Source organism: Pseudomonas guangdongensis, assembly GCF_900105885.1.
GTDB lineage: Bacteria > Pseudomonadota > Gammaproteobacteria > Pseudomonadales > Pseudomonadaceae > Geopseudomonas > Geopseudomonas guangdongensis.
Map to the genome: position 1 here is coordinate 371,177 of NZ_LT629780.1, position 21,041 is coordinate 392,217.

Below are 21,041 nucleotides of genomic sequence, written 5' to 3' on the forward strand. Positions count from 1 at the left end.
GATCACACCCGGCACAGCTTCTCGGCGGCCTGGCGCAGGGTGTCCTCGCGCTTGGCGAAGCAGAAGCGCAGCAGGCGCAGGTCCTGGGGCGGCTCCTGGTAGAACACCGAGACTGGAATGCTCGCCACGCCGTGCTCGCGGGTCAGCCATTCGGCCATCTCCACATCGCTCAGGTCGTCGCGGATCGCCGAGTAGTCGACCAGCTGGAAGTAGGTGCCGGGCGTCGGGGTGAAGGCGAAGCGCGAGCCCTTGAGCAGGTCGCAGAACAGGTCGCGCTTGCTCTGGTAGAAGGCCGGCAGCTCGTCGACGTGCTCGGGGTGGGCGCTCATGTAGTCGGCCAGCGCCCACTGCAGCGGGGTGATGCCGCAGAAGGTGACGAACTGGTGGACCTTGCGCAGCTCGTCGGTGAGATCCGGCGGCGCCACCACGTAGCCGGTCTTCCAGCCGGTGACGTGATAGGTCTTGCCGAACGAGCTGACCACGAAGGCCCGCGCGTACAACTCCTCGTGGGCCAGCACGCTGGCGTGCGGCGCGCCGTCGTAGACCAGGTGCTCGTAGACCTCGTCGCTGATCAGGTGGATGTCGTAGTCGCGGATCAGCGCCGCCAGCAGGTCCAGCTCGGCGCGGGAGATCAGCGCGCCGCTGGGATTGTGCGGACTGTTGAGGATGATCAGCCGGGTGCGCGAATTGATCGCGGCCTCCAGGCGCTCCCAGTCGATGGCGAAGTTCGGCAGGCTCAGCGGCACATGCACGCAGCGACCGCCGGCCAGCTGCACCGCCGGCTCGTAGCTGTCGTAGCAGGGATCGAAGACGATCACCTCGTCGCCCGGCTGCACCAGCGCCTGCACCGCGCAGAAGATCGCCTCGGTGGCGCCGGGGGTGATGGTCACCTCGCGCGTCTCGTCGAGGCGCCGGCCGTAGCAGCGCTCGATCTTCGCCGCCACCTGCTCGCGCAGCGCCGGCAGGCCGATCATCGGCGCGTACTGGTTGTGCCCGGCAATCACATGGCGGCAGACCGCCTCGCGCAGGGTCTGCGGGCCGTCGAAGTCGGGGAAGCCCTGGGACAGGTTGAGCGCGCCGCATTCGGCGGCCAGTTGGGACATGGTGGTGAAGATGGTGGTGCCGACCTGGGGCAGTTTGCTGACGATCATCGCAATTCCTGAGCCTGTTGAGCGCAAGCGGCGAGGATAGCCGATCGGCACGGCGCCGGGCAGGCACAAAAGCCCGGCCCGGCGCACGCTTTGCCACAGAAGATTTCCCGGCCGCGGCTCAGCGGCGCTTGTCCTTGCGCTTCTTCTCGGCCTTCTTGTGGTGGCTCATCAACCGGCGCTTCTTGTTCACCTGGCGGGTGCTGAGGGTGTTCTTCTTGCCCTCGTAGGGGTTGTCGCCGCCCTTGAACTCGATGCGGATCGGCGTGCCGACCAGCTTGAGCACCCGCCGGTAGGTGTTCTCCAGGTAACGCGAGTAGGCACGCGGCACCGCGTCGACCTGGTTGCCGTGGATCACGATCAGCGGCGGGTTGGCACCGCCCAGGTGGGCATAGCGCAGCTTGATGCGGCGGCCGTTGACCAGCGGCGGCTGGTGGGTACTCACCGCATCCTCGAGGACCTGGGTCAGGAAGCTGGTCGGCCAGCGGGTCACCGCCGAGCGGAACGACTCCTGCACCGACTTGTACAGGTGGCCGACGCCGGTGCCGTGCAGGGCGGAAATGAAGTGGATATCGGCGAAATCGACGAACTGCAGGCGGCGCTCCAGCTCGGTCTTGACCCGCTCGCGCTCGTGGCTGTCCATGCCGTCCCACTTGTTCAGGGCGATGACCAGCGCGCGGCCGGTCTCCAGCACGAAGCCGAGCAGGTTGAGGTCGTGGTCGACCACGCCTTCGCGGGCGTCCATGACGAACACCACCACGTTGGCGTCCTGGATCGCCTGCAGGGTCTTGACCACCGAGAACTTTTCCACCGCCTCGAAGATCTTGCCGCGGCGGCGCACGCCGGCGGTGTCGATCAGGGTGTACTTCACCTCGTCGCGCTCGAAGGGGATGTAGATGCTGTCGCGGGTGGTGCCGGCCTGATCGTAGACGATCACCCGCTCCTCGCCGAGCATGCGGTTGACCAGGGTCGACTTGCCGACGTTGGGGCGGCCAATGATGGCGATCTTGATCCCGGACTTCTCGTCGGGACCGGGGATGCGCTGCTTGGGCTCGGCCGGGGCGGCGCCCTCCTCGCCTTCGCCGGCTTCGGCCAGCTCGTCTTCCTCGCCCTCGTCCTTGGGGAAGGCGCCTAGGGCGGCCTGCAGCAGGGCGTTGACGCCGCGACCGTGGGCGGCGGCGACCGGGAAGGCGTCGCCGATGGCCAGCGGGCTGAACTCGGCGCGGGCGATTTCCGGATCGACGGTGTCGACCTTGTTGGCGACCAGGAAGGTGCGCTTGTTCTTCTTGCGCAGGTGCTCGGCGATCATCTGGTCGGCGGCGGTCATCCCGGCGCGCGAGTCGACCATGAACAGCACCGCATCGGCTTCCTCGATGGCCTGCAGCGACTGCTCGGCCATCTTCGCGTCGATGCCTTCCTCGTCACCGGAGATGCCCCCGGTGTCGATGACGATGTAGGTACGGCCCTGCCATTTCGCCTCGCCGTACTTGCGGTCGCGGGTCAGGCCGGAGTAGTCGGCGACGATGGCGTCGCGGCTCTTGGTCAAGCGGTTGAACAGCGTGGACTTGCCGACGTTGGGGCGGCCCACCAGGGCAATAACGGGAACCATGCGGCTCTCCATAGGGTGATTCGTGAAAAACGCAACGGCCGCTGCAGTCTAGATGCAGCGGCCGCTGATGGGTATGTACCGCCTCCCGGCAGTACGCCCGGCGTCAGGCCGCGTCCCGCGGGCCGGCGCCGGAACGCGCCTCAGCGCAGGGTATAGGCCACCAGCTTGCCGCTGTTGCCGTAGGCGTACAGCCAGTCGCCGACCACCAGCGGGCGGGCGCGCAGGCCGTCGCTGTCGACCCGCACGCGACCGACGAAGCGACCGTCCACCTGGCTGAGCAGGTGCAGGTAGCCTTCCAGATCGCCCACCGCGACGTTGCTGGAGAACACTGCCGGGCTGCTCAGCTGGCGGCGCGCCAGGGCGTCGTTGCTCCACAGCGCCGAAGTCGAGCGCTCGTCGATGCCTTCGACGCTGCCGCTGGCCTGGCTCAGGTAGATGTTGCCGAAGCCGGCGGCGACGCCGACGTAGCTGGACGCCTGGCGCTGCCACAGCGGCCGGCCGCTCTGCAGGTCCAGCGCGGCCAGCTGGCCCTGGTAGGTCACCACGTAGAGGGTGCCGCCGGACAGCAGCAGACCGCCGTCGATGTCGACGATGCGCTCCAGTTCGGAGCGACCCTTGGGCACCGCCACGCGCTGCTCCCAGACCGGGATGCCGCGCTCGACGTCCACGGCGATCACCTTGCCGCTGGACAGGCCGGCCACCGCCAGGCGGTTGGTCACCACCGGCGAGCCGGTGCCGCGCAGGGTCAGCACTGCGGGAGTGCTGTCGTAGCGCCACAGCTGGCGACCGTCGTAGGCGTCCAGGCCGATCAGACGGTCGTCCTGGGTCTGCACCACCACCACGTTGCCGTTGCTGGCCGGTGCCGACAGCACTTCGCCGCCGACCCGCGCGCGCCACTTCTCTTCGCCGCTGCTGCTGTCGAGGGCGATCACCTCGCCCTTGAGCGTGCCGAGCAGCACCAGACCGTAGCCGGCGCCGACACCGCCAGATACCGGCAGGTCGAGTTCCTGCTTCCACAGCACCTTGCCGGTTTCGCGATTCATCGCCAGCACCAGGCCCTCGATGTCCGCGGCGAACAGGCTGTCGCCTTCGCTGGCCAGCTCCAGCTGGTTCCAGGTCTCGCCCTGACCGGTGCCGACCGAGCGGCTCCACTGCTTGTCCAGGCGCACTTCCTCGCTGAACTTGGTCAGTTCGGCCGGTGGCAGTTCCTTGGTCGAATTGCTGCTGCAACCGACGGCGAGCACCGCCGCCGCCAGCATTACCGCATGAGTCCAGCGCATCATTGTTGGGCTTCTCCGTCGGCCAGGTCGTCCAGCTTGATTTGCAGCGTGCCGAGGCCCGCTTCCTGGGGCTGCGCCGCACGCGCCTTCTGGTAGGCGGCGCGCGCCTCGGCATTGCGGCCCAGCTTGACCAGCAGGTCGCCGCGCAGCTCCTCGCGACTGGCGACGAAGACGGCAGCCGCCTCGCCGGCCAGCAGGGCCAGTCCTTCCTCGGTCTTGTCCTGGGCGGACAGCACGCGGGCCAGCCGCTGGCGCGACACTTCGCCGAGGGTGGCGTCGGCCGGCGCATCCATCACCTTGCGCAGCTCGGCGGCGGCCTCGTCGAGGCGCCCGCTGTCCACCGCCACGCGCGCCAGCAGCAGGCTGGCGTACTGGGCGTAGTGGCTGCCGGCGAAATCCTTGTTCAGCCTGCCGGTCAGCTCGCTGACCTTGGCCGCATCCGGTTCGCCGGCGCCGTTCAGGCTGATGTCCACCAGTTGCTGGTAGAGCGCCGAGGCGGCCTGGCTCTGGTTGATCTGACGATCCTGCCAGAGCTGCCAGCCGAGCACCCCGGCCAGCGCCAGGGCGCCGCCGGCCAGCAGCGGCTTGCCGTTGCGCTGCCACCACTCCTTGATCGCTGCCAGTTCTTCTTCTTCGGTACGCGAGGTCACCCCGGTCACTCCCTAGCTCTGTTCAGATTCAGGCTTGCGCCAGGCAAGCGGCGAGATGCGCGCTCAGCGCATCCCAGGCGACGGTCTGCTGCTCGGCGTCACCGCGCAGCGGCTTGACGCCGACCACCTGCCGATTCAATTCGTCCTCGCCGAGGATCAGCGCGAACAGCGCGCCGCTCTTGTCGGCCTTCTTCAACTGGCTCTTGAAGCTGCCGGCGCCGGCGTTGACCACCAGGCGCAGGCCCGGTACGGCGTCGCGCAGCTGCTCGGAGAGCTGCACAGCGGCCAGTTCGGCGGCCTCGCCGAAGGCGGCCAGGTAGACATCGACCTGGCGGGCCAGCTCGGCCGGCACCTTGTTGAGGGTCTCGATCAGCAGTACCAGGCGCTCGACGCCCATGGCGAATCCCACCGCCGGGGTCGGCTTGCCGCCGAGCTGCTCGACCAGGCCGTCGTAGCGGCCGCCGGCGCACACGGTGCCCTGGGCGCCGAGCTTGTCGGTGGTCCACTCGAACACGGTCTTGCCGTAGTAGTCGAGACCGCGCACCAGCTTGGGATTGAGCACGTAGGGGATGTGGGCGGCATCCAGACGCGCCTTCAGACCCGCGAAGTGCACGCGCGACTCTTCGGATAGGTAGTCGGCCAGCTTGGGCGCGTCGACCAGCAGCGCCTGGGTATCGGGGTTCTTGCTGTCGAGGATGCGCAGCGGGTTGCTGCTCAGGCGGCGCTGGCTGTCCTCGTCGAGCTGCTCGAAGCGCGCCGACAGGTACTCGACCAGCGCCTCGCGGTAGCGCGCGCGGTCGTCGCTGCTGCCCAGGCTGTTGAGTTCCAGCTGCACCGCGTCGCGGATACCGAGGATGCCCCACAGGCGCCAGGTCAGCACGATCAGCTCGGCGTCGACGTCCGGGCCATCGAAGTTGAACAGCTCCACGCCGATCTGGTGGAACTGGCGGTAGCGGCCCTTCTGCGGGCGCTCGTGGCGGAACATCGGGCCGATGTACCACAGCTTCTGCGGCTGGCCGCCGCCGATCAGTCCGTGCTCCTGCACCGCACGCACGCAGGAGGCGGTGCCTTCCGGGCGCAGGGTCAGCGAGTCGCCGTTGCGGTCGGCGAAGGTGTACATCTCCTTCTCGACGATGTCGGTGACCTCGCCGATGGAGCGCTTGAACAGGTCGGTGAACTCGACGACCGGCATGCGGATCTGCCGGTAACCGTAGCCGTCGAGCAGACCGGCGACGCTGTCTTCCAGGTAACGCCAGAGCGGGGTCTGCTCCGGCAGGATGTCGTTCATGCCACGGATGGCCTGGATGTTCTTGCTCACGAAAATTCCTTAACTGCGGGCGATCAGGCGGGCATCGGCCTCGGCCTTCTCTGCCGCTTTCCGGCGGATCAGCTTTTCCAGCTCGTCCACCAGGTTGTCGTTGTCCAGTTTGTGCGCCGGCTTGCCGTCGATGTAGACCAGGTTCGGGGTGCCGCCGGTGAGGCCGACGTGGGCCTCCTTGGCTTCGCCCGGACCGTTGACCACGCAGCCGATCACCGCCACGTCCATCGGCACCAGCAGGTCTTCGACGCGGCCTTCCAGCTCGTTCATGGTCTTGACCACGTCGAAGTTCTGCCGCGAACAGCTCGGGCAGGCGATGAAGTTGATGCCGCGCGAGCGCAGGCGCAGCGACTTGAGGATGTCGAAGCCGACCTTGATCTCCTCGACCGGATCGGCGGCCAGCGACACGCGGATGGTGTCGCCGATGCCCTCGGCCAGCAGCATGCCCAGACCCACCGCGGATTTCACGGTGCCCGAGCGCAGGCCGCCGGCTTCGGTGATCCCCAGGTGCAGCGGCTGCTCGATCTGCCCGGCGAGCAGGCGGTAGGCGGCGACCGCCATGAACACGTCGGAAGCCTTGACGCTGACCTTGTACTCCTGGAAGTCCAGGCGGTCGAGGTGCTCGACGTGGCGCAGCGCGGATTCGACCAGCGCCTCGGGGGTCGGCTCGCCGTACTTCTTCTGCAGGTCCTTCTCCAGCGAACCGGCGTTGACGCCGATGCGGATCGGGATGCCCTTGTCGCGGGCGCAGTCGACCACCGCGCGCACGCGATCCTCGCGGCCGATGTTGCCCGGGTTGATACGCAGGCAGTCGACGCCCAGCTCGGCGACGCGCAGGGCGATCTTGTAGTCGAAGTGGATGTCGGCGACCAGCGGCACGCGGACCTGCTGCTTGATACGGCCGAAGGCTTCGGCGGCGTCCATGTCCGGCACCGAAACGCGCACGATGTCGGCGCCGGCGTCTTCCAAGCGGCGGATCTGCGCCACGGTGGCGGCCACGTCGCAGGTGTCGGTGTTGGTCATGCTCTGCACCGAGATCGGCGCATCGCCGCCGACCAGCACCGAGCCGACGCGGATCTGCCGCGACTTGCGGCGCACAATCGGAGAATGGCAGTGCATGTTACTGGCCCAGGTTGATGCGGGCGGTGCCGCTGGCGGTGAGGTTCTTCAGGTGCTCGACCGGGACGCCGTTGTAGCGCACCTCGGTGGCGCCGCGGGCGTTGCCCAGGCGCAGCTCCAGCGGAGCCTTGCCGGCGATCTCGAGGCTTTCACCCTTGCGCTTGACGGTGCTGATCAGCACGCGGCCGCCCGCCTCGCTCACCTGCACCCAGCAGTCGGCGCTGAAACCGAGCTGCACCAGGCCCTGGCCGGGGGCCACGGCCGGAGCGGCCGGTGCCACCGGCTCGGCGACCGGCACTGCGGTGCCGGTGGTGCCGGTGGTGCCGGTCTCTACAGGTACGGCACTGGCCGGCTGCACGGCGGCATCGGCCGCCGCAGGCGGTTGCGGTTGCGGTTGCGGTTGCGGTTGCGCAGGCTCGCCGGCCGGGGCCGGGACTACGGGCGCCTCGACCACCGCGATGCCGGCGTCTGCCGAGGCAGGGGCGGACTCCACCGGCTCGAGCGCAACCGGAGCCGGCGCCTGGGCCGCCGCGACGGCCTGATCCTCGGGCTCCTCGACCGGGTGCAGCTGCGTGGTGCCGTCGGCGCTGTCCACCTCGATGTGCTGCAGGCCGAACATGCCCAACTCGCTCAGCCGCTCCGGGCGCTCCTGCCACCAGAAGTAGCCGAGCAGCACCAGCAGGGCCAGCAGCGCGGCGCTGGCCAGGCGCAGCAGGGTGCGCGACAGGCGGCGCGGCTCGACCACCCGGCCGAGGCTCTGCACCTGGCTGCCGGCGGCGCTGCTGGTGCCGGTGTGGCGGTCGAAGGCCTCGACCAGCGCAGCCGGATCGAGGCCGAGCAGCTTGGCGTAGGCGCGGATGTAGCCGCGGGCGAAGGTGTGCCCCGGCAGGCGCTCGAAGGCGCCGGCCTCCAGCTGGGACAGGGAATGACTGGTCAGGTTGAGCTGGGCGGCCACCTCGGCCAGTTGCCAGCCCCGTTCCTCCCGAGCCAGACGCAGGATTTCGCCGGGGTTGCCCTGCGGCTGCGCTGCGGCTGCTTCGGTGTGCGACATGCTCATTGTTGCTCCGCGAGGTATTGCTGATATTCAGGGGAACCCGGATACAGCCGGCTCAGCTGGGTGCCGTAGGCGGCAGCGCCCGCGCGGTCCTCGAAGACCTTCGCCAGGCGCGCGCCAAGCAGCAGGCTGCGGGCATCCTGGAGGCCCTTGAGGCCGACGAAGCGCTCATAGTAACCGCGTGCGGGCACATAGTGGCGATCTTCGAAAGACAGCGCTGCCATTTCCAGCAGCACGCGCGGCTGGTTGCGGTTCAGCCGCAGGGAGCGCTGGAAGTGTTCGCGCGCCTGGGCGCGCCGGCCCAGCTGAAGGGCGGTCAGTCCGAGGTTTTCGTAGACTCGGGACCGTTCCGGGTAGAGGTGATCGGCAGCGGCCTGCTGGAAGCGCTGGTAGGCGTCTTCGTAGCGCCGCTGCTCGTAGAGGAAACTGCCGTAGTTGTTGAGGATGCGTGCCTCGCTGCGCGCCGCCAGCGCCTTGCGGTAATGCTGGTCGGCCAGCTCCGGCTCCATTTCGCTCTGGAACACCAGGGCCAGCGCGGCGTGCGCATCGGCGTCGTTGCCGTTCAGCGCCAGGGCGCGCTTGAGCGGCACCTTGGCCTGCTCGGTGCTGCCCTGCTGCAGGTAGCCGATCCCCAGCTGCACATAGGCGGCGCGGGCGGCATCGCGCCCCTCGGCGGTGGCCAGCGGGTCTCGCGGACCGCTGGCGACGCAACCGCCGAGCACTGCGCCGAACAACAGGAAGATCGCACTACGCAGCATCATTACAGGTCCTTCTGTCTCAGGGGCGGGCGCTGGCCACGGGGGACTGCTCGCCGTCGTCGTCCAGCTGACGCAGGGCGATGTAGCGCTCGCTGCGCCGGGTGCGGTCCATCACCTGGCCGACCAGCTGGCCGCAGGCGGCATCGATATCCTCGCCGCGGGTGGTGCGCACGGTGACGTTGAAGCCGCCGTGATGGAGCAGATCCTGGAAACGGCGGATGGCGTTGTTGCTCGGCCGCTCGTAGCCAGAATGCGGGAACGGGTTGAACGGAATCAGGTTGATCTTGCACGGCAGGTTGCGCAGCAGCTCGATGATCTGCGCCGCATGCTCGGGCTGGTCGTTGACGTCCTTGAGCAGGGTGTACTCGACGGTCAGCACGCGCTTCTCGCCAAGACCCGAGATGTAGCGCTTGCAGGCATCCAGCACCACGGCCAGCGGATACTTCTTGTTGATCGGCACCAGCTGGTTGCGCAACTCGTCGTTAGGCGCGTGCAGCGACAGCGCCAGGGACACGTCGATCACCTTGGCCAGCTCGTCGATCATCGGCGCGACGCCCGAGGTGGACAGGGTCACCTTGCGCTTGGAAATGCCGTAGCCGAGGTCGTCCATCATGATGTTCATGGCGGCGACCACGTTGTCGAAATTCAGCAGCGGCTCGCCCATGCCCATCATCACCACGTTGGTGATGGCGCGATCGATCTTCGCCGGCACGGTGCCGAAGGATTTGTTGGCGATCCACACCTGGCCGATGATCTCGGCGGCGGTCAGGTCGCTGTTGAAGCCCTGCTTGCCGGTGGAGCAGAAGCTGCAGTCCAGCGAGCAGCCGGCCTGGGAGGACACGCACAGGGTGCCGCGCCCGTCGACCGGGATGTACACGGTCTCGACGCAGCTGCCGGACGCCACGCGCACCACCCACTTGCGGGTGCCGTCGCTGGAGATGTCCTGGCTGACGATCTCGGGACCGCGGATCTCGGCGCAGCCCTTGAGCTTTTCGCGCAGGGCCTTGCCGAGATTGGTCATGGCGTCGAAGTCGTCGGCGCCAAAGTGGTGAATCCATTTCATCACCTGGCCGGCCCGGAAGCGCTTCTCGCCGATGGACTCGAAGAACTGTTCCAGCTGCGGCTGGGTCAGCCCCAGCAGGTTCACTTTGCCGGTCGTTTCAGTCATGGATTCACCCTCACCGCAGGCCGCTTAGCGGATGCGGTTGCACAGCTCGGTAGCGGAGAAGAAGTAGGCGATCTCGCGGGCAGCGGAGGCCTCGGAATCCGAACCGTGCACGGCGTTCTCGTCGATGGAGACGGCGAAGTCGGCGCGGATGGTGCCGGCAGCGGCTTCCTTCGGGTTGGTGGCGCCCATCAGCTCGCGGTTCTTCAGCACGGCGTCTTCGCCTTCCAGCACCTGAACGATGACCGGGCCGGAGGTCATGAAGGCGACCAGATCCTTGAAGAAGCCGCGCTCGCTGTGCTCGGCGTAGAAGCCGGCGGCTTCGCGCTCGGACAGCTGGACCATCTTGGAAGCGACGACGCGCAGGCCGGCCTTCTCGAAACGGGTGGTGATTTCGCCGATCACGTTCTTGGCAACGGCGTCGGGCTTGATGATGGAGAAGGTGCGTTGCAGGGCCATGGAATAGCTCCGAAAAGGTGGGGTTGACGGGGTAACCGGGAGCGCGCCGCCATCGGCAGGCGAGGCAGCGCACAGGAAGTCCGATAGATGAAACGCGCGAATTATACGCAGGTTGCAGTGAAATGCGTACCGCCGCGCCGGGCGGCGCGGACTGCGCCCGGGGCACGGCGCACGAAGGCGTCGCGAGGCGTTTCTAGCGCCCGCGCAACGGCAGGGCGGGGAACGGCGCCGGGCCTTACTCGGCCTCTTCGATCCAGGCGGCCTGGATGGCCTCCAGCACCTTCTCGCCGCTGCGCTGCGGGTCGTCGGCGAACTCCGGCAGCTCCACCACCCAGCGATGCAGGTCGACGAAGTTGACGTAGCGCGGATCGACGTCCGGCTTGCTGTCGGCCAGCTGGATGGCGATCTCCAGCACATCGGTCCATTTCAGGCTCATGGGCGGCTCCGGCTCAGTGGCTCTCGTTGACCTGGTTGATGGTGTACCTGGGAATCTCCACCACCAGATCCTGCTGGCCGACCCGCGCCTGGCAGGACAGCCGCGACTCCGGCTCCAGACCCCAGGCCTTGTCGAGCATGTCGTCCTCCAGCTCGTCGGAAGGCTCCAGCGAATTGAAGCCCTCGCGCACGATCACATGGCAGGTGGTGCAGGCGCAGGACATCTCGCAGGCGTGGACGATGTCGATATCGTTGCGCAGCGCGGCCTCGATGATGGTTTCACCGGTATTGGCCTCGACCACCGCGCCCTCCGGGCAATGCTCGGCATTGGGCAGAAAGACGATCTGCGGCATGGCTTATTCCTCGATTTCGTTGAGCTGGCGTCCGGCCAGGGCGGCCTTGACGCTGTCGTTCATGCGCCGCGCGGCAAAGGCGTCGGTGACCTGGGACAGGCGACGCACCTGCTGCTCGATGGCCACGGTATCGCCGCCGGCCGCCCGCTCGCGCAGGGTTTGCATCTCGTGGTCGATGACCAGGCGCTCGTCGGCGTCGAGCAGGCGCTCGCCGTCGACCGCCAGCGCCGCCTGCACCGCTTCGAGCAGGCGCTGGGCCTCGACCTGCTGCTCGCGCAGGGCGCGGGCATGCTTGTCGTCGCCGGCATGGGCGAAGGAGTCCTGCAGCATGCGGGCGATCTCCTCGTCGCTCAGGCCGTAGGATGGCTTGACCTGGATGCTCGCCTCCACCCCCGAACCCTGCTCGCGGGCGGTGACGCCGAGCAGGCCGTCGGCATCGACCTGGAAGGTCACGCGGATCTTCGCCGCGCCGGCGACCATCGGCGGAATCCCGCGCAGCTCGAAGCGCGCCAGCGAGCGGCAGTCGCTGACCAGTTCGCGCTCGCCCTGCAGGACATGGATCATCATCGCCGTCTGGCCGTCCTTGTAGGTGGTGAAGTCCTGGGCACGGGCCACCGGGATGGTGGTGTTGCGCGGGATAACCTTCTCCATCAGCCCGCCCATGGTTTCCAGACCCAGCGACAGCGGAATGACGTCGAGCAGCAGCAGTTCCTCGCCCTGCTTGTTGCCGGCCAGGGTATCGGCCTGGATGGCGGCGCCGATGGCCACCACCTGGTCGGGGTCGATGTCGGTCAGCGGCGTGCGGCCGAACAGCTCGCCGACCGCCTCGCGCACCCGCGGCACGCGGGTCGAGCCGCCGACCATGACCACGGCCTCGACCTCGTCCAGTTCGATGTCGGCGTCGCGCACGGCGCGGCGGCAGGCCTTGAGGCTGCGCGCCACCATCGGCTCGATCAGCGCGTCGAACTGCGCGCGGCTCAGCTCGCCGGACCAGACGCCGTGACTGACGCCGACCCGCTCGGCGCCGGTCAGCGCCTCCTTGGCGGCGCAGGCGCTCTGCAGCAGCTGGCGCTGGGTGCCCGGATCGAGATCGGCGGAGATGCCTGCCTGCTCGATGATCCAGCCGGCGATGGCATGGTCGAAGTCGTCGCCGCCGAGGGCGCTGTCGCCGCCGGTGGCCAGCACCTCGAACACGCCGCGGGTCAGGCGCAGGATGGAAATGTCGAAGGTGCCGCCGCCCAGGTCGTAGACCGCGATCACGCCTTCGGTGCCCTTGTCCAGGCCGTAGGCCACCGCCGCGGCGGTCGGCTCGTTGAGCAGGCGCAGCACGTTGAGGCCGGCCAGACGCGCGGCGTCCTTGGTGGCCTGGCGCTGGGCGTCGTCGAAATAGGCGGGCACGGTGATCACCGCGCCGACCAGCTCGCCGCCGAGGGTCGCCTCGCCGCGCTCGCGCAGCACGCGGAGGATCTCCGCGGAAATCTCCACCGGACTCTTCGGCCCCTGCACGGTGTCGATGAACGGCATCTGCGAGTCGCCGGCGACGAAGCGGTAGGGCAGCTGCTCGCCCAGTTGCTTGACGTCGGCCAGACCGCGACCCATCAGGCGCTTGACCGAGATGATGCTGTTCAGCGGATCGCCGGCGGCCGCAGCGACCACGGCGTGACCGACGTCGATGCCGTTCTCCAGGTAGCGCACCGCCGAGGGCAGGATGACCCGCCCCTGGGCGTCCGGCAGCGGCTCGGCACGGGCACTGCGCACGGCAGCGACCAGGGAATTGGTGGTGCCGAGATCGATCCCCACCGCCAGACGACGCTGGTGCGGCTGGGGGCTCTGTCCCGGTTCGGCAATCTGCAGTAGGGCCATGGTCTTCGCGGTATCGGGCGCCGCCCCGCCGCCAGGCAGGGGCCACGCGGGTTAATCGTCGAGGCGCTCTTCCAGTTCGCGCGCCTCTCGGGCCAGCTTGTCGAGGAACTGCATGCGGCGCATCAGCCGCTCGGCCTGCTCGCGCTCGGCGGGCACGTCCCAGCAGGCGGCGAACTCGCTTTCCAGCGCGCCCTGGGCCTGCTTCAGGCGGCGCTTGAAGGCGGCCACCCCGTCCAGATCGGCGCTGTCCTGCAGCTCTTCCAGCTCCTCGCGCAGCATCATCTGGCGCAGCAGGAACTCGGGGTCCTGCACCGTGGCCTCCAGCGGCAGGCTCTCGCCGCGCAGGCCGAGCAGGTAATGAGCGCGGCGGCTCGGGCTCTTCAGCGTCTGGTAGGCGTCGTTGAGCTGGGCGGCGCGCGCCAGGGCCTGGCGCTGCTCGGCGGCCGGCGCATCGGCGAAGCGGTCCGGATGGGTTTCGCGGGCCAGCTGGCGATAGCGCTCGGCGAGCTGCGCCAGGTCGATGGCGAAGCCCGGCTGCAGGTCGAACAGGGCGAAGTGGCAGGTGCTCACGGCGGGCCTCAAACGTTGAAGCTTTCGCCGCAGCCGCACTCGCCGCGCACGTTGGGGTTGTTGAACTTGAAGCCTTCGTTCAGCCCCTCGCGGGTGAAGTCCAGTTCGGTGCCGTCCAGGTAGGCGAGGCTCTTCGGGTCGATGAACACCTTGACCCCGAAGTTCTCGAACACCAGGTCCTCGGCGGCCTGCTCGTCGACGAACTCCAGCACATAGGCCAGACCGGAGCAGCCGGTGGTGCGCACTCCGAGACGGATGCCCTCACCCTTGCCGCGCCCTTCCAGCGAGCGACGAACGTGTTGTGCGGCGGCTTCGGTCATGCTGATGGCCATGGGCGTTTTCCTCAGAGCAAGCCTTTCTTCTGCTTGTAGTCGCGCACGGCCGCCTTGATGGCGTCCTCGGCGAGCACCGAGCAGTGGATCTTCACCGGCGGCAGGGCCAGCTCCTCGGCCAGCTGGGTGTTCTTGATGGTCTCGGCCTCGTCCAGGGTCTTGCCCTTCATCCACTCGGTGGCCAGGGAGCTGGAGGCGATCGCCGAGCCGCAGCCGTAGGTCTTGAACTTGGCGTCTTCGATGACGCCCGCCTCGTTGACCTTGATCTGCAGGCGCATCACGTCGCCGCAGGCCGGCGCGCCGACCATGCCGGTGCCGACGTTGGGGTCTTCGGCGTCGAGCTTGCCGACGTTGCGCGGGTTTTCGTAGTGGTCGATGACCTTGTCGCTGTATGCCATGGCGGTATTCCTCGCTGAATCTTGGGCGTCAGTGCGCCTGCCACTCGACCTTGGAGAGGTCGACGCCTTCTTTGAACATGTCCCACAGCGGCGACAGTTCGCGCAGTTTGGTCACGGCTTCGCGCACCTTGGCGGCGGCGTAGTCGACCTCTTCCTCGGTGCTGAAGCGGCCGAAGGTGAAGCGGATCGAGCTGTGCGCCAGTTCGTCGTTGCGGCCCAGGGCGCGCAGCACGTAGGACGGTTCCAGGGACGCCGAGGTGCAGGCCGAGCCGGAGGAGACGGCTAGATCCTTGAGCGCCATGATCAGCGACTCGCCCTCGACGTAGTTGAAGCTGAGGTTGAGGTTGTGCGGCACGCGCTGCTCGCGGCTGCCGTTGAGGTACACCTCTTCCATGCCTTCGAGCTGGGCCAGGAAACGCTCGGCCAGCGCCTTGATGCGCACGCTCTCGACGGCCATCTCTTCCTTGGCGATGCGGAACGCTTCGCCCATGCCGACAATCTGGTGGGTGGCCAGGGTGCCCGAGCGCATGCCGCGCTCGTGGCCGCCGCCGTGCATCTGCGCCTCGATGCGCACGCGCGGCTTGCGCTGCACGTAGAGCGCGCCGATGCCCTTGGGACCGTAGGTCTTGTGCGCGGAGAAGGACATCAGGTCGACCTTCAGCGCGTCCAGATCGATCGCCACCTTGCCGGTGGACTGCGCCGCGTCGACATGGAACAGGATGCCGCGGGCGCGGGTCAGCTCGCCGATGGCTGCGATGTCGTTGATGGTGCCGATCTCGTTGTTGACGTGCATGATCGACACCAGGATGGTGTCCTCGCGCAGCGCCGCCTCGACCATCGCCGGGGTGATGATGCCGTCCTCGCCGGGCTCCAGGTAGGTGACCTCGAAGCCTTCGCGCTCCAGCTGGCGGGTGGTGTCCAGCACCGCCTTGTGCTCGATCTTCGAGGTGATCAGGTGCTTGCCCTTGCCGCTATAGAAGTGCGCGGCACCCTTGATCGCCAGGTTGTTGGATTCGGTGGCGCCGGAGGTCCAGACGATCTCGCGCGGGTCGGCGTTGACCAGCTCGGCCACCTGGCGGCGGGCGTTTTCCACCGCCTCTTCGGCCTTCCAGCCGAACAGGTGGGAGCGCGATGCCGGGTTGCCGAAGTTCCCGTCCATCGTCAGGCACTCGCACATCTTCTGCGCCACGCGCGGGTCGGCCGGCGTGGTCGCGGAATAATCGAGGTAGATCGGCAATTTCATCAGGTCTCTCCTGTCAGGCTGGCGGTCCGCGGCATTCGGTCAGTCGATGGCGGACGCTTCTATCTTTTCGAGCGCAGGGGTCGATGCATCCTTGCCGTTCAGGCGGCGCAGGTTCTGGCGCTGGGCGACATCCTGGACATCCTGGCGCTGTACCAGGTCGGCCAGGCTGATGCCGCTGAGGAACTCGTGAATCCGGTCGCTCAGACCGCACCACAGGTGGTGGGTCAGGCAGGTGTCGCCTTCGTGGCAGCCGCCCAGGCCGCTGCAGCGGGTGGCGTCCACCGACTCGTTGACCGCGTCGATGACCTGCGCCACGTCGATGCTGGCCATGTCGCGCGACAACTGGTAGCCGCCGCCGGGGCCGCGCACGCTGGTGACCAGGCTGCCACGGCGCAGCTTGGCGAACAGCTGCTCAAGGTAGGACAGGGAAATGCCCTGCCGCTCGGAAATGTCGGCAAGGGACACCGGCCCCTCCTGCGCATGCAGCGCAAGGTCGAGCATGGCCGTCACGGCGTAGCGGCCCTTGGTGGTCAGTCGCATGAGCTTGCACCACGATGATTCGGAAAGTGCCGGAAGTATGCTATTCCCGATCAAAACAGTCAACTATAAGACCGAGCAGCGCGCTGGGATTATGCCGGCACCGGCGGCGGGCGATGGTAACAGATCGCCCGCGCCCGGCGCATCACGACCCCTTCGCGGCATCCGGGTCGGCCGCCGCGCCGCGCGCCTCGCCCTGCACCGCGGCGAAGTCCTCGCTGCGCAGGCTCGGCAGGTCCTTGGCGCAGTAGTCGCTGCCCAGCGCGGTGAGCGCCTTGCACATGCCTTCCAGGCGGCCGTCGACCGCCTGCAGGTGGTCGAGCAGTTGGCCGATGGCGCGCGCCACCGGGTCGGGCATGTCCTCGCTGACCCCGTAGGCGTCGAAGCCGATCTTCTCGGCCATCGCCTTGCGCTTGGCTTCCTGGACGTCGTCGGTCTCGCCGCCGCGCAGGATGATCCGCCCGGGAATCCCCACCACGGTGGCGCCCGGCGGCACCTCCTTGGTAACCACCGCGTTGGAGCCGACCTTGGCGCCGGCGCCGACGGTGAACGGCCCGAGGATCTTCGCCCCGGCGCCGACGATCACCCCGTCGGCCAGGGTCGGGTGGCGCTTGCCCTTGTTCCAGCTGGTGCCGCCGAGGGTCACGCCGTGATAGAGGGTCACGTCGTCGCCGATCTCGGCGGTCTCGCCGATGACGATGCCCATGCCGTGGTCGATGAAGAAACGCCGGCCGATCTTCGCCCCCGGATGGATCTCGATGCCGGTCAGCCAGCGGCCGAGGTGCGACACCAGCCGCGCCAGCAGCTTCCAGTCGGCGCCCCACAGACAGTGGGCGAGCCGGTGCAGCCAGACCGCGTGCAGGCCCGGGTAGCAGATCAGCACCTCGAGGGTGTTGCGCGCCGCCGGGTCGCGATGGAACACGCTCTGGATGTCTTCGCGCATGCGTTCGAACATCAATGGTCTCTCCGCTTGTGGGGCTCGCCGCGGGCGGCCTTCTGGGTTTCGGTGAGGATACCGCGCAGGATGTTCATCTCCAGCTTGCTGATGCCGCTGCGGCCGTACAGGCGGCGCAGGCGGCTCATCAGGTGGCGCGGCTTTTCCGGATCGAGGAAGCCGATCTGCACCAGGGTCTGTTCGAGGTGCCCGTAGAACAGCTCCAGCTCGTCGGCGGTGACCGGCACCGCATTGAGCATGGCGGTGGTTTCCACCTTGTCCATCTTGGTCGGCTGCCCCTGACGGGCCAGCCAGGCCATGCGCACCTCGTAGGTCAGCACCTGCACGGCGGTAGCCAGGTTCAGCGAGCTGAACTCGGGATTGGCCGGAATGTGCACGTGGAACTGGCAGCGCTGCAGTTCCTCGTTGGTCAGCCCGGCGTACTCGCGGCCGAACACCAGCGCCACCTCGCCGCCCAGCTCGGCATGTTCCAGGCTGGTCTGCGCGCACTCGCGCGGATCGAGCAGCGGCCAGGGGATGCGCCGATCGCGGGCGCTGGTGCCGAGCACCACGGTGCAGCCGGCCAGCGCCGCTTCCAGACTGTCGACCACCACGGCGGCCTCGAGGATGTCGGTGGCGCCGGAGGCCCGGGCATTGGCCTCGCCGCTGGGGAATTCCTCGGGCTGCACCAGCACCAGTTTCGACAGGCCCATGTTCTTCATGGCCCGCGCCGTCCCGCCGATGTTGCCCGGATGGCTGGTATTGACCAGCACCACGCGAATCCTGTCGAGCACGCACGCTCTCCCGAGTCTGGAAAAAAGGAACGCGATGTTACCCAAGCGCCGGGCACCGCGCCATGCCGGCCTACGCCCGGCGCGGCATCCTCGTTATACTGCGCCGTTTTCCGATCAGCTGCCGCAAGGGTCCCGCCGCGCATGGACAAGACCTACCAACCCCACGACATCGAATCCCGCTGGTACGCAGAGTGGGAGGCGAAGAACTACTTCGCGCCGCAAGGCTCCGGCGAGTCCTACACCATCGCCCTGCCGCCGCCGAACGTCACCGGCAGCCTGCACATGGGCCACGGCTTCAACAACGCGATCATGGACGCGCTGATCCGCTTCCGCCGCATGCAGGGCCGCAACACCCTGTGGCAGCCGGGTACCGACCACGCCGGCATCGCCACCCAAATGGTGGTGGAGCGCCAGTTGGCCGCGCAGAACCTGTCGCGCCATGACCTCGGCCGCGAGAGGTTCCTGGAGAAGGTCTGGGAGTGGAAGGAAGAGTCCGGCGGCACCATCACTCGGCAGATCCGTCGCCTCGGCTCCTCGGTGGACTGGTCGCGCGAGCGCTTCACCATGGACGAGGGCCTCTCCGAGGCGGTCAAGGAAGCCTTCGTGCGCCTGCACGAGGACGGCCTGATCTATCGCGGCAAGCGCCTGGTCAACTGGGACACCAAGCTGCACACGGCGATCTCCGATCTGGAAGTGGAGAACCACGACGAGAAGGGCTCGCTGTGGAACCTGCGCTACCCGCTGGCCGACGGAGAGAAGACTGCCGAGGGCCTCGACTACCTGATCGTCGCCACCACCCGCCCGGAAACCATGCTCGGCGACAGCGCCGTGGCGGTGAACCCCAATGACGAGCGTTACCAGGCGCTGATCGGCAAGTTCGTCGAGCTGCCGCTGGTCGGCCGGCGCATCCCGATCATCGGCGACGACTACTGCGACCCCGAGTTCGGTACCGGCTGCGTGAAGATCACCCCGGCCCACGACTTCAACGACTACGAAGTCGGCAAGCGCCACAACCTGCCGCTGATCAACATCCTCGACAAGGATGCGGCGATCCTCGCCAAAGCCCAGGTGTTCAACCTCGACGGCAGCGTCAACAGCGAGCTGGACGCCAGCCTGCCGGCGCAGTTCGCAGGATTGGACCGTTTCGAGGCGCGCAAGCAGATCGTCGCCGCCTTCGACGCCCTCGGCCTGCTCGAGAAGATCGACGACCACGCGCTGAAAGTGCCCAAGGGCGACCGCTCCGGCACCGTGATCGAGCCGTGGCTGACCGACCAGTGGTACGTCTCCACCAAGCCGCTGGCCGAGAAGGCCATCGCCGCCGTGGAGGACGGCTCGATCCAGTTCGTGCCCAAGCAGTACGAGAACATGTACTTCAGCTGGATGCGCGACATCCAGGACTGGTGCATCAGCCGCCAGCTGTGGTGGGGCCACCGCATTCCGGCCTGGTACGACGAGGCCGGCAACGTCTACGTCGGCCGCGACGAGGCCGAGGTGCGCACCAAGCACAACCTGGGCGACATCGCCCTGCGTCAGGACGACGACGTGCTGGACACCTGGTTCAGCTCGGGCCTGTGGACCTTCTCCACCCTCGGCTGGCCGGAGCAGACCGACTTCCTCAAGACCTTCCACCCCACCGACGTGCTGGTCACCGGCTTCGACATCATCTTCTTCTGGGTCGCCCGGATGATCATGATGAGCCTGCACCTGACCGGGCAGATCCCGTTCAAGACCGTCTACGTGCATGGTCTGGTGCGCGACGGCCAGGGCCACAAGATGTCCAAGTCCAAGGGCAACGTGCTCGACCCGCTGGACATCGTCGACGGCATCGACCTGGAAACCCTGGTGGCCAAGCGCACCAGCGGCATGATGCAGCCCAAGCTGGCCGAGAAGATCGCCAAGCAGACCCGCGCCGAGTTCCCCGACGGCATCGCCAGCTACGGCACCGACGCCCTGCGCTTCACCTTCTGCTCGCTGGCCTCCACCGGCCGCGACGTCAAGTTCGACATGGGCCGCGTCGAGGGCTACCGCAACTTCTGCAACAAGCTGTGGAACGCCACCAACTTCGTGCTGGAGAACACCGACGGCAAGGACTGCGGCGCCGACGACGAGGCGGTCGAGCTGTCGCCGGTGGACCGCTGGATCATCTCCGCCCTGCAGCGCTGCGAGCAGGACGTCACCCGCCACCTCGACCAGTTCCGCTTCGACCTCGCCGCCCAGTCGCTCTACGAGTTCGTCTGGGACGAGTACTGCGCCTGGTACCTCGAGCTGGTCAAGCCGGTGCTGTGGGACGAAACCGCTTCCGTCGAGCGCCAGCGCGGCACCCGCCGCACCCTGGTGCGCGTGCTGGAAGTCATCCTGCGCCTGGCCCACCCGTTCATGCCGTTCATCACCGAGGAGATCTGGCAGCGCATCAAGGCCCTGGCCGGCAAGGAAGGCCCGACCCTGATGCTGCAGCCCTGGCCGGTGGCCAATGAGGCGCGCATCGATGCGGCGGCCGAGGCCGACATCGCCTGGGTCAAGGACTTCATGCTCGGCGTGCGGCAGATCCGCGGCGAGATGAAGATCTCCATGGCCAAGCGCATCGACGTGGTGCTGGCCAATGCCTCGGACTCCGACCAGCGCCGCCTGGCCGCCTTCGAGCCGCTGATCGCCAAGCTGGCCAAGCTGGAGTCGGTGCGCGTGCTGGCCGCCTCCGAGGAAGCGCCGCTGGCCGCCACTGCGCTGGTCGGCGAGATGGAAGTGCTGGTGCCGATGGCCGGGCTGATCGACAAGGACGCCGAGCTGGCGCGCCTGGACAAGGAGCTGGCGCGCCTGGAAGGCGAGGTCAAGCGCGTCGGCGGCAAGCTGGCCAACGAGGGCTTCGTCGCCAAGGCGCCGGCCGAGGTGCTCGACAAGGAGCGCGCCAAGCTGGCCGAGGCCGAGCAGGCGCTGGCCAAGCTGGCCGAGCAGCGCGCGCGCATCGCCGCGCTCTGACCCCCGCACCGCGCCCCGGCCCCTGGCCGGGGCGCTGCCGTCGGCGCCG

General features: G+C 68.0%; 21 protein-coding genes. 1 reads left to right on the forward strand and 20 read right to left on the reverse strand.

Annotated elements, in window-relative coordinates; all coding sequences use genetic code 11:
- Positions 1–2 precede the first annotated feature (2 nt).
- The 20 genes from BLU22_RS01870 to trmJ form a co-directional block, all read right to left on the reverse strand.
- On the reverse strand, positions 3–1,151 hold the full coding sequence (locus BLU22_RS01870; protein WP_090211700.1) for a pyridoxal phosphate-dependent aminotransferase: 1,149 nt from the start codon (positions 1,149–1,151) through the stop codon (positions 3–5).
- A 118-nt stretch (positions 1,152–1,269) separates the two neighbouring features.
- The gene (der, locus tag BLU22_RS01875; protein WP_090216174.1) at positions 1,270–2,757 is read right to left on the reverse strand and encodes a ribosome biogenesis GTPase Der; all 1,488 of its coding nucleotides are present in this window, start codon (positions 2,755–2,757) and stop codon (positions 1,270–1,272) included.
- 140 nt (positions 2,758–2,897) lie between these two features.
- Entirely contained in the window at positions 2,898–4,040 is a 1,143-nt protein-coding gene (gene bamB / locus BLU22_RS01880; protein ID WP_197676761.1) for an outer membrane protein assembly factor BamB, read from the reverse strand.
- A complete protein-coding gene (locus BLU22_RS01885) occupies positions 4,037–4,687 on the reverse strand; it encodes a tetratricopeptide repeat protein (RefSeq protein ID WP_090211702.1) in 651 nt (216 codons plus the stop codon). The genes bamB and BLU22_RS01885 overlap by 4 nt, the downstream gene beginning before the upstream one ends.
- A 28-nt stretch (positions 4,688–4,715) precedes the next feature.
- On the reverse strand, positions 4,716–6,005 hold the full coding sequence (gene hisS / locus BLU22_RS01890) for a histidine--tRNA ligase (protein ID WP_090211704.1): 1,290 nt from the start codon (positions 6,003–6,005) through the stop codon (positions 4,716–4,718).
- Positions 6,006–6,014: 9 nt separating this feature from the next.
- Complete coding sequence (ispG, locus tag BLU22_RS01895) at positions 6,015–7,124, reverse strand: flavodoxin-dependent (E)-4-hydroxy-3-methylbut-2-enyl-diphosphate synthase (RefSeq protein WP_090211706.1); 1,110 nt, start codon at positions 7,122–7,124, stop codon at positions 6,015–6,017.
- Position 7,125: 1 nt separating this feature from the next.
- A complete protein-coding gene (locus BLU22_RS01900) occupies positions 7,126–8,181 on the reverse strand; it encodes a RodZ domain-containing protein (RefSeq protein ID WP_090211707.1) in 1,056 nt (351 codons plus the stop codon).
- On the reverse strand, positions 8,178–8,939 hold the full coding sequence (gene pilW, locus BLU22_RS01905; RefSeq protein WP_090211709.1) for a type IV pilus biogenesis/stability protein PilW: 762 nt from the start codon (positions 8,937–8,939) through the stop codon (positions 8,178–8,180). The genes BLU22_RS01900 and pilW overlap by 4 nt, the downstream gene beginning before the upstream one ends.
- 16 nt (positions 8,940–8,955) lie before the next feature.
- Positions 8,956–10,104, reverse strand: coding sequence for a 23S rRNA (adenine(2503)-C(2))-methyltransferase RlmN (gene rlmN, locus BLU22_RS01910; RefSeq protein ID WP_090211711.1), 1,149 nt, complete (start codon positions 10,102–10,104; stop codon positions 8,956–8,958).
- Between the two features lie 24 nt (positions 10,105–10,128).
- Complete coding sequence (gene ndk / locus BLU22_RS01915; RefSeq protein ID WP_090211713.1) at positions 10,129–10,560, reverse strand: nucleoside-diphosphate kinase; 432 nt, start codon at positions 10,558–10,560, stop codon at positions 10,129–10,131.
- A 235-nt stretch (positions 10,561–10,795) separates the two neighbouring features.
- Entirely contained in the window at positions 10,796–10,996 is a 201-nt protein-coding gene (iscX, locus tag BLU22_RS01920; protein WP_090211714.1) for a Fe-S cluster assembly protein IscX, read from the reverse strand.
- Positions 10,997–11,009: 13 nt separating this feature from the next.
- A complete protein-coding gene (gene fdx / locus BLU22_RS01925) occupies positions 11,010–11,348 on the reverse strand; it encodes an ISC system 2Fe-2S type ferredoxin (protein ID WP_090211716.1) in 339 nt (112 codons plus the stop codon).
- Between the two features lie 3 nt (positions 11,349–11,351).
- Complete coding sequence (gene hscA, locus BLU22_RS01930; protein WP_090211717.1) at positions 11,352–13,211, reverse strand: Fe-S protein assembly chaperone HscA; 1,860 nt, start codon at positions 13,209–13,211, stop codon at positions 11,352–11,354.
- 51 nt (positions 13,212–13,262) lie between these two features.
- Positions 13,263–13,781 (reverse strand): co-chaperone HscB, encoded by a 519-nt coding sequence (gene hscB / locus BLU22_RS01935; protein ID WP_090211719.1) that lies wholly within the window; start codon positions 13,779–13,781, stop codon positions 13,263–13,265.
- An 8-nt stretch (positions 13,782–13,789) separates the two neighbouring features.
- Entirely contained in the window at positions 13,790–14,113 is a 324-nt protein-coding gene (gene iscA, locus BLU22_RS01940) for an iron-sulfur cluster assembly protein IscA (RefSeq protein WP_090211721.1), read from the reverse strand.
- A gap of 11 nt (positions 14,114–14,124) precedes the next feature.
- Complete coding sequence (gene iscU, locus BLU22_RS01945) at positions 14,125–14,511, reverse strand: Fe-S cluster assembly scaffold IscU (protein WP_090211722.1); 387 nt, start codon at positions 14,509–14,511, stop codon at positions 14,125–14,127.
- Between the two features lie 28 nt (positions 14,512–14,539).
- Positions 14,540–15,754 carry an IscS subfamily cysteine desulfurase gene (locus BLU22_RS01950; protein ID WP_090211723.1) on the reverse strand — a complete coding sequence of 405 codons (1,215 nt, stop codon included), beginning with the start codon at positions 15,752–15,754 and terminating at the stop codon, positions 14,540–14,542.
- Between the two features lie 39 nt (positions 15,755–15,793).
- Positions 15,794–16,294 (reverse strand): Fe-S cluster assembly transcriptional regulator IscR, encoded by a 501-nt coding sequence (gene iscR, locus BLU22_RS01955; RefSeq protein ID WP_090211725.1) that lies wholly within the window; start codon positions 16,292–16,294, stop codon positions 15,794–15,796.
- Positions 16,295–16,436: 142 nt separating this feature from the next.
- Entirely contained in the window at positions 16,437–17,246 is an 810-nt protein-coding gene (gene cysE, locus BLU22_RS01960) for a serine O-acetyltransferase (protein WP_090211727.1), read from the reverse strand.
- A complete protein-coding gene (trmJ, locus tag BLU22_RS01965; protein WP_090211728.1) occupies positions 17,246–18,019 on the reverse strand; it encodes a tRNA (cytosine(32)/uridine(32)-2'-O)-methyltransferase TrmJ in 774 nt (257 codons plus the stop codon). The genes cysE and trmJ overlap by 1 nt, the downstream gene beginning before the upstream one ends.
- Before the next feature lie 141 nt (positions 18,020–18,160).
- Between trmJ and BLU22_RS01970 the strand changes: the two genes are divergently transcribed.
- On the forward strand, positions 18,161–20,992 hold the full coding sequence (locus BLU22_RS01970) for a valine--tRNA ligase (RefSeq protein WP_090211729.1): 2,832 nt from the start codon (positions 18,161–18,163) through the stop codon (positions 20,990–20,992).
- Positions 20,993–21,041 lie beyond the last annotated feature (49 nt).

Coding starts and splice junctions, on each gene's coding strand:
- BLU22_RS01870 (WP_090211700.1), bottom strand. CDS start 1,151: ATGATCGTCAGCAAACTGCCCCAGGTCGGCACCACCATCTTCACCACC.
- der (WP_090216174.1), bottom strand. CDS start 2,757: ATGGTTCCCGTTATTGCCCTGGTGGGCCGCCCCAACGTCGGCAAGTCC.
- bamB (WP_197676761.1), bottom strand. CDS start 4,040: ATGATGCGCTGGACTCATGCGGTAATGCTGGCGGCGGCGGTGCTCGCC.
- ispG (WP_090211706.1), bottom strand. CDS start 7,124: ATGCACTGCCATTCTCCGATTGTGCGCCGCAAGTCGCGGCAGATCCGC.
- BLU22_RS01900 (WP_090211707.1), bottom strand. CDS start 8,181: ATGAGCATGTCGCACACCGAAGCAGCCGCAGCGCAGCCGCAGGGCAAC.
- pilW (WP_090211709.1), bottom strand. CDS start 8,939: ATGATGCTGCGTAGTGCGATCTTCCTGTTGTTCGGCGCAGTGCTCGGC.
- rlmN (WP_090211711.1), bottom strand. CDS start 10,104: ATGACTGAAACGACCGGCAAAGTGAACCTGCTGGGGCTGACCCAGCCG.
- ndk (WP_090211713.1), bottom strand. CDS start 10,560: ATGGCCCTGCAACGCACCTTCTCCATCATCAAGCCCGACGCCGTTGCC.
- iscX (WP_090211714.1), bottom strand. CDS start 10,996: ATGAGCCTGAAATGGACCGATGTGCTGGAGATCGCCATCCAGCTGGCC.
- fdx (WP_090211716.1), bottom strand. CDS start 11,348: ATGCCGCAGATCGTCTTTCTGCCCAATGCCGAGCATTGCCCGGAGGGC.
- hscA (WP_090211717.1), bottom strand. CDS start 13,211: ATGGCCCTACTGCAGATTGCCGAACCGGGACAGAGCCCCCAGCCGCAC.
- iscA (WP_090211721.1), bottom strand. CDS start 14,113: ATGGCCATCAGCATGACCGAAGCCGCCGCACAACACGTTCGTCGCTCG.
- iscU (WP_090211722.1), bottom strand. CDS start 14,511: ATGGCATACAGCGACAAGGTCATCGACCACTACGAAAACCCGCGCAAC.
- BLU22_RS01950 (WP_090211723.1), bottom strand. CDS start 15,754: ATGAAATTGCCGATCTACCTCGATTATTCCGCGACCACGCCGGCCGAC.
- iscR (WP_090211725.1), bottom strand. CDS start 16,294: ATGCGACTGACCACCAAGGGCCGCTACGCCGTGACGGCCATGCTCGAC.
- cysE (WP_090211727.1), bottom strand. CDS start 17,246: ATGTTCGAACGCATGCGCGAAGACATCCAGAGCGTGTTCCATCGCGAC.
- BLU22_RS01970 (WP_090211729.1), top strand. CDS start 18,161: ATGGACAAGACCTACCAACCCCACGACATCGAATCCCGCTGGTACGCA.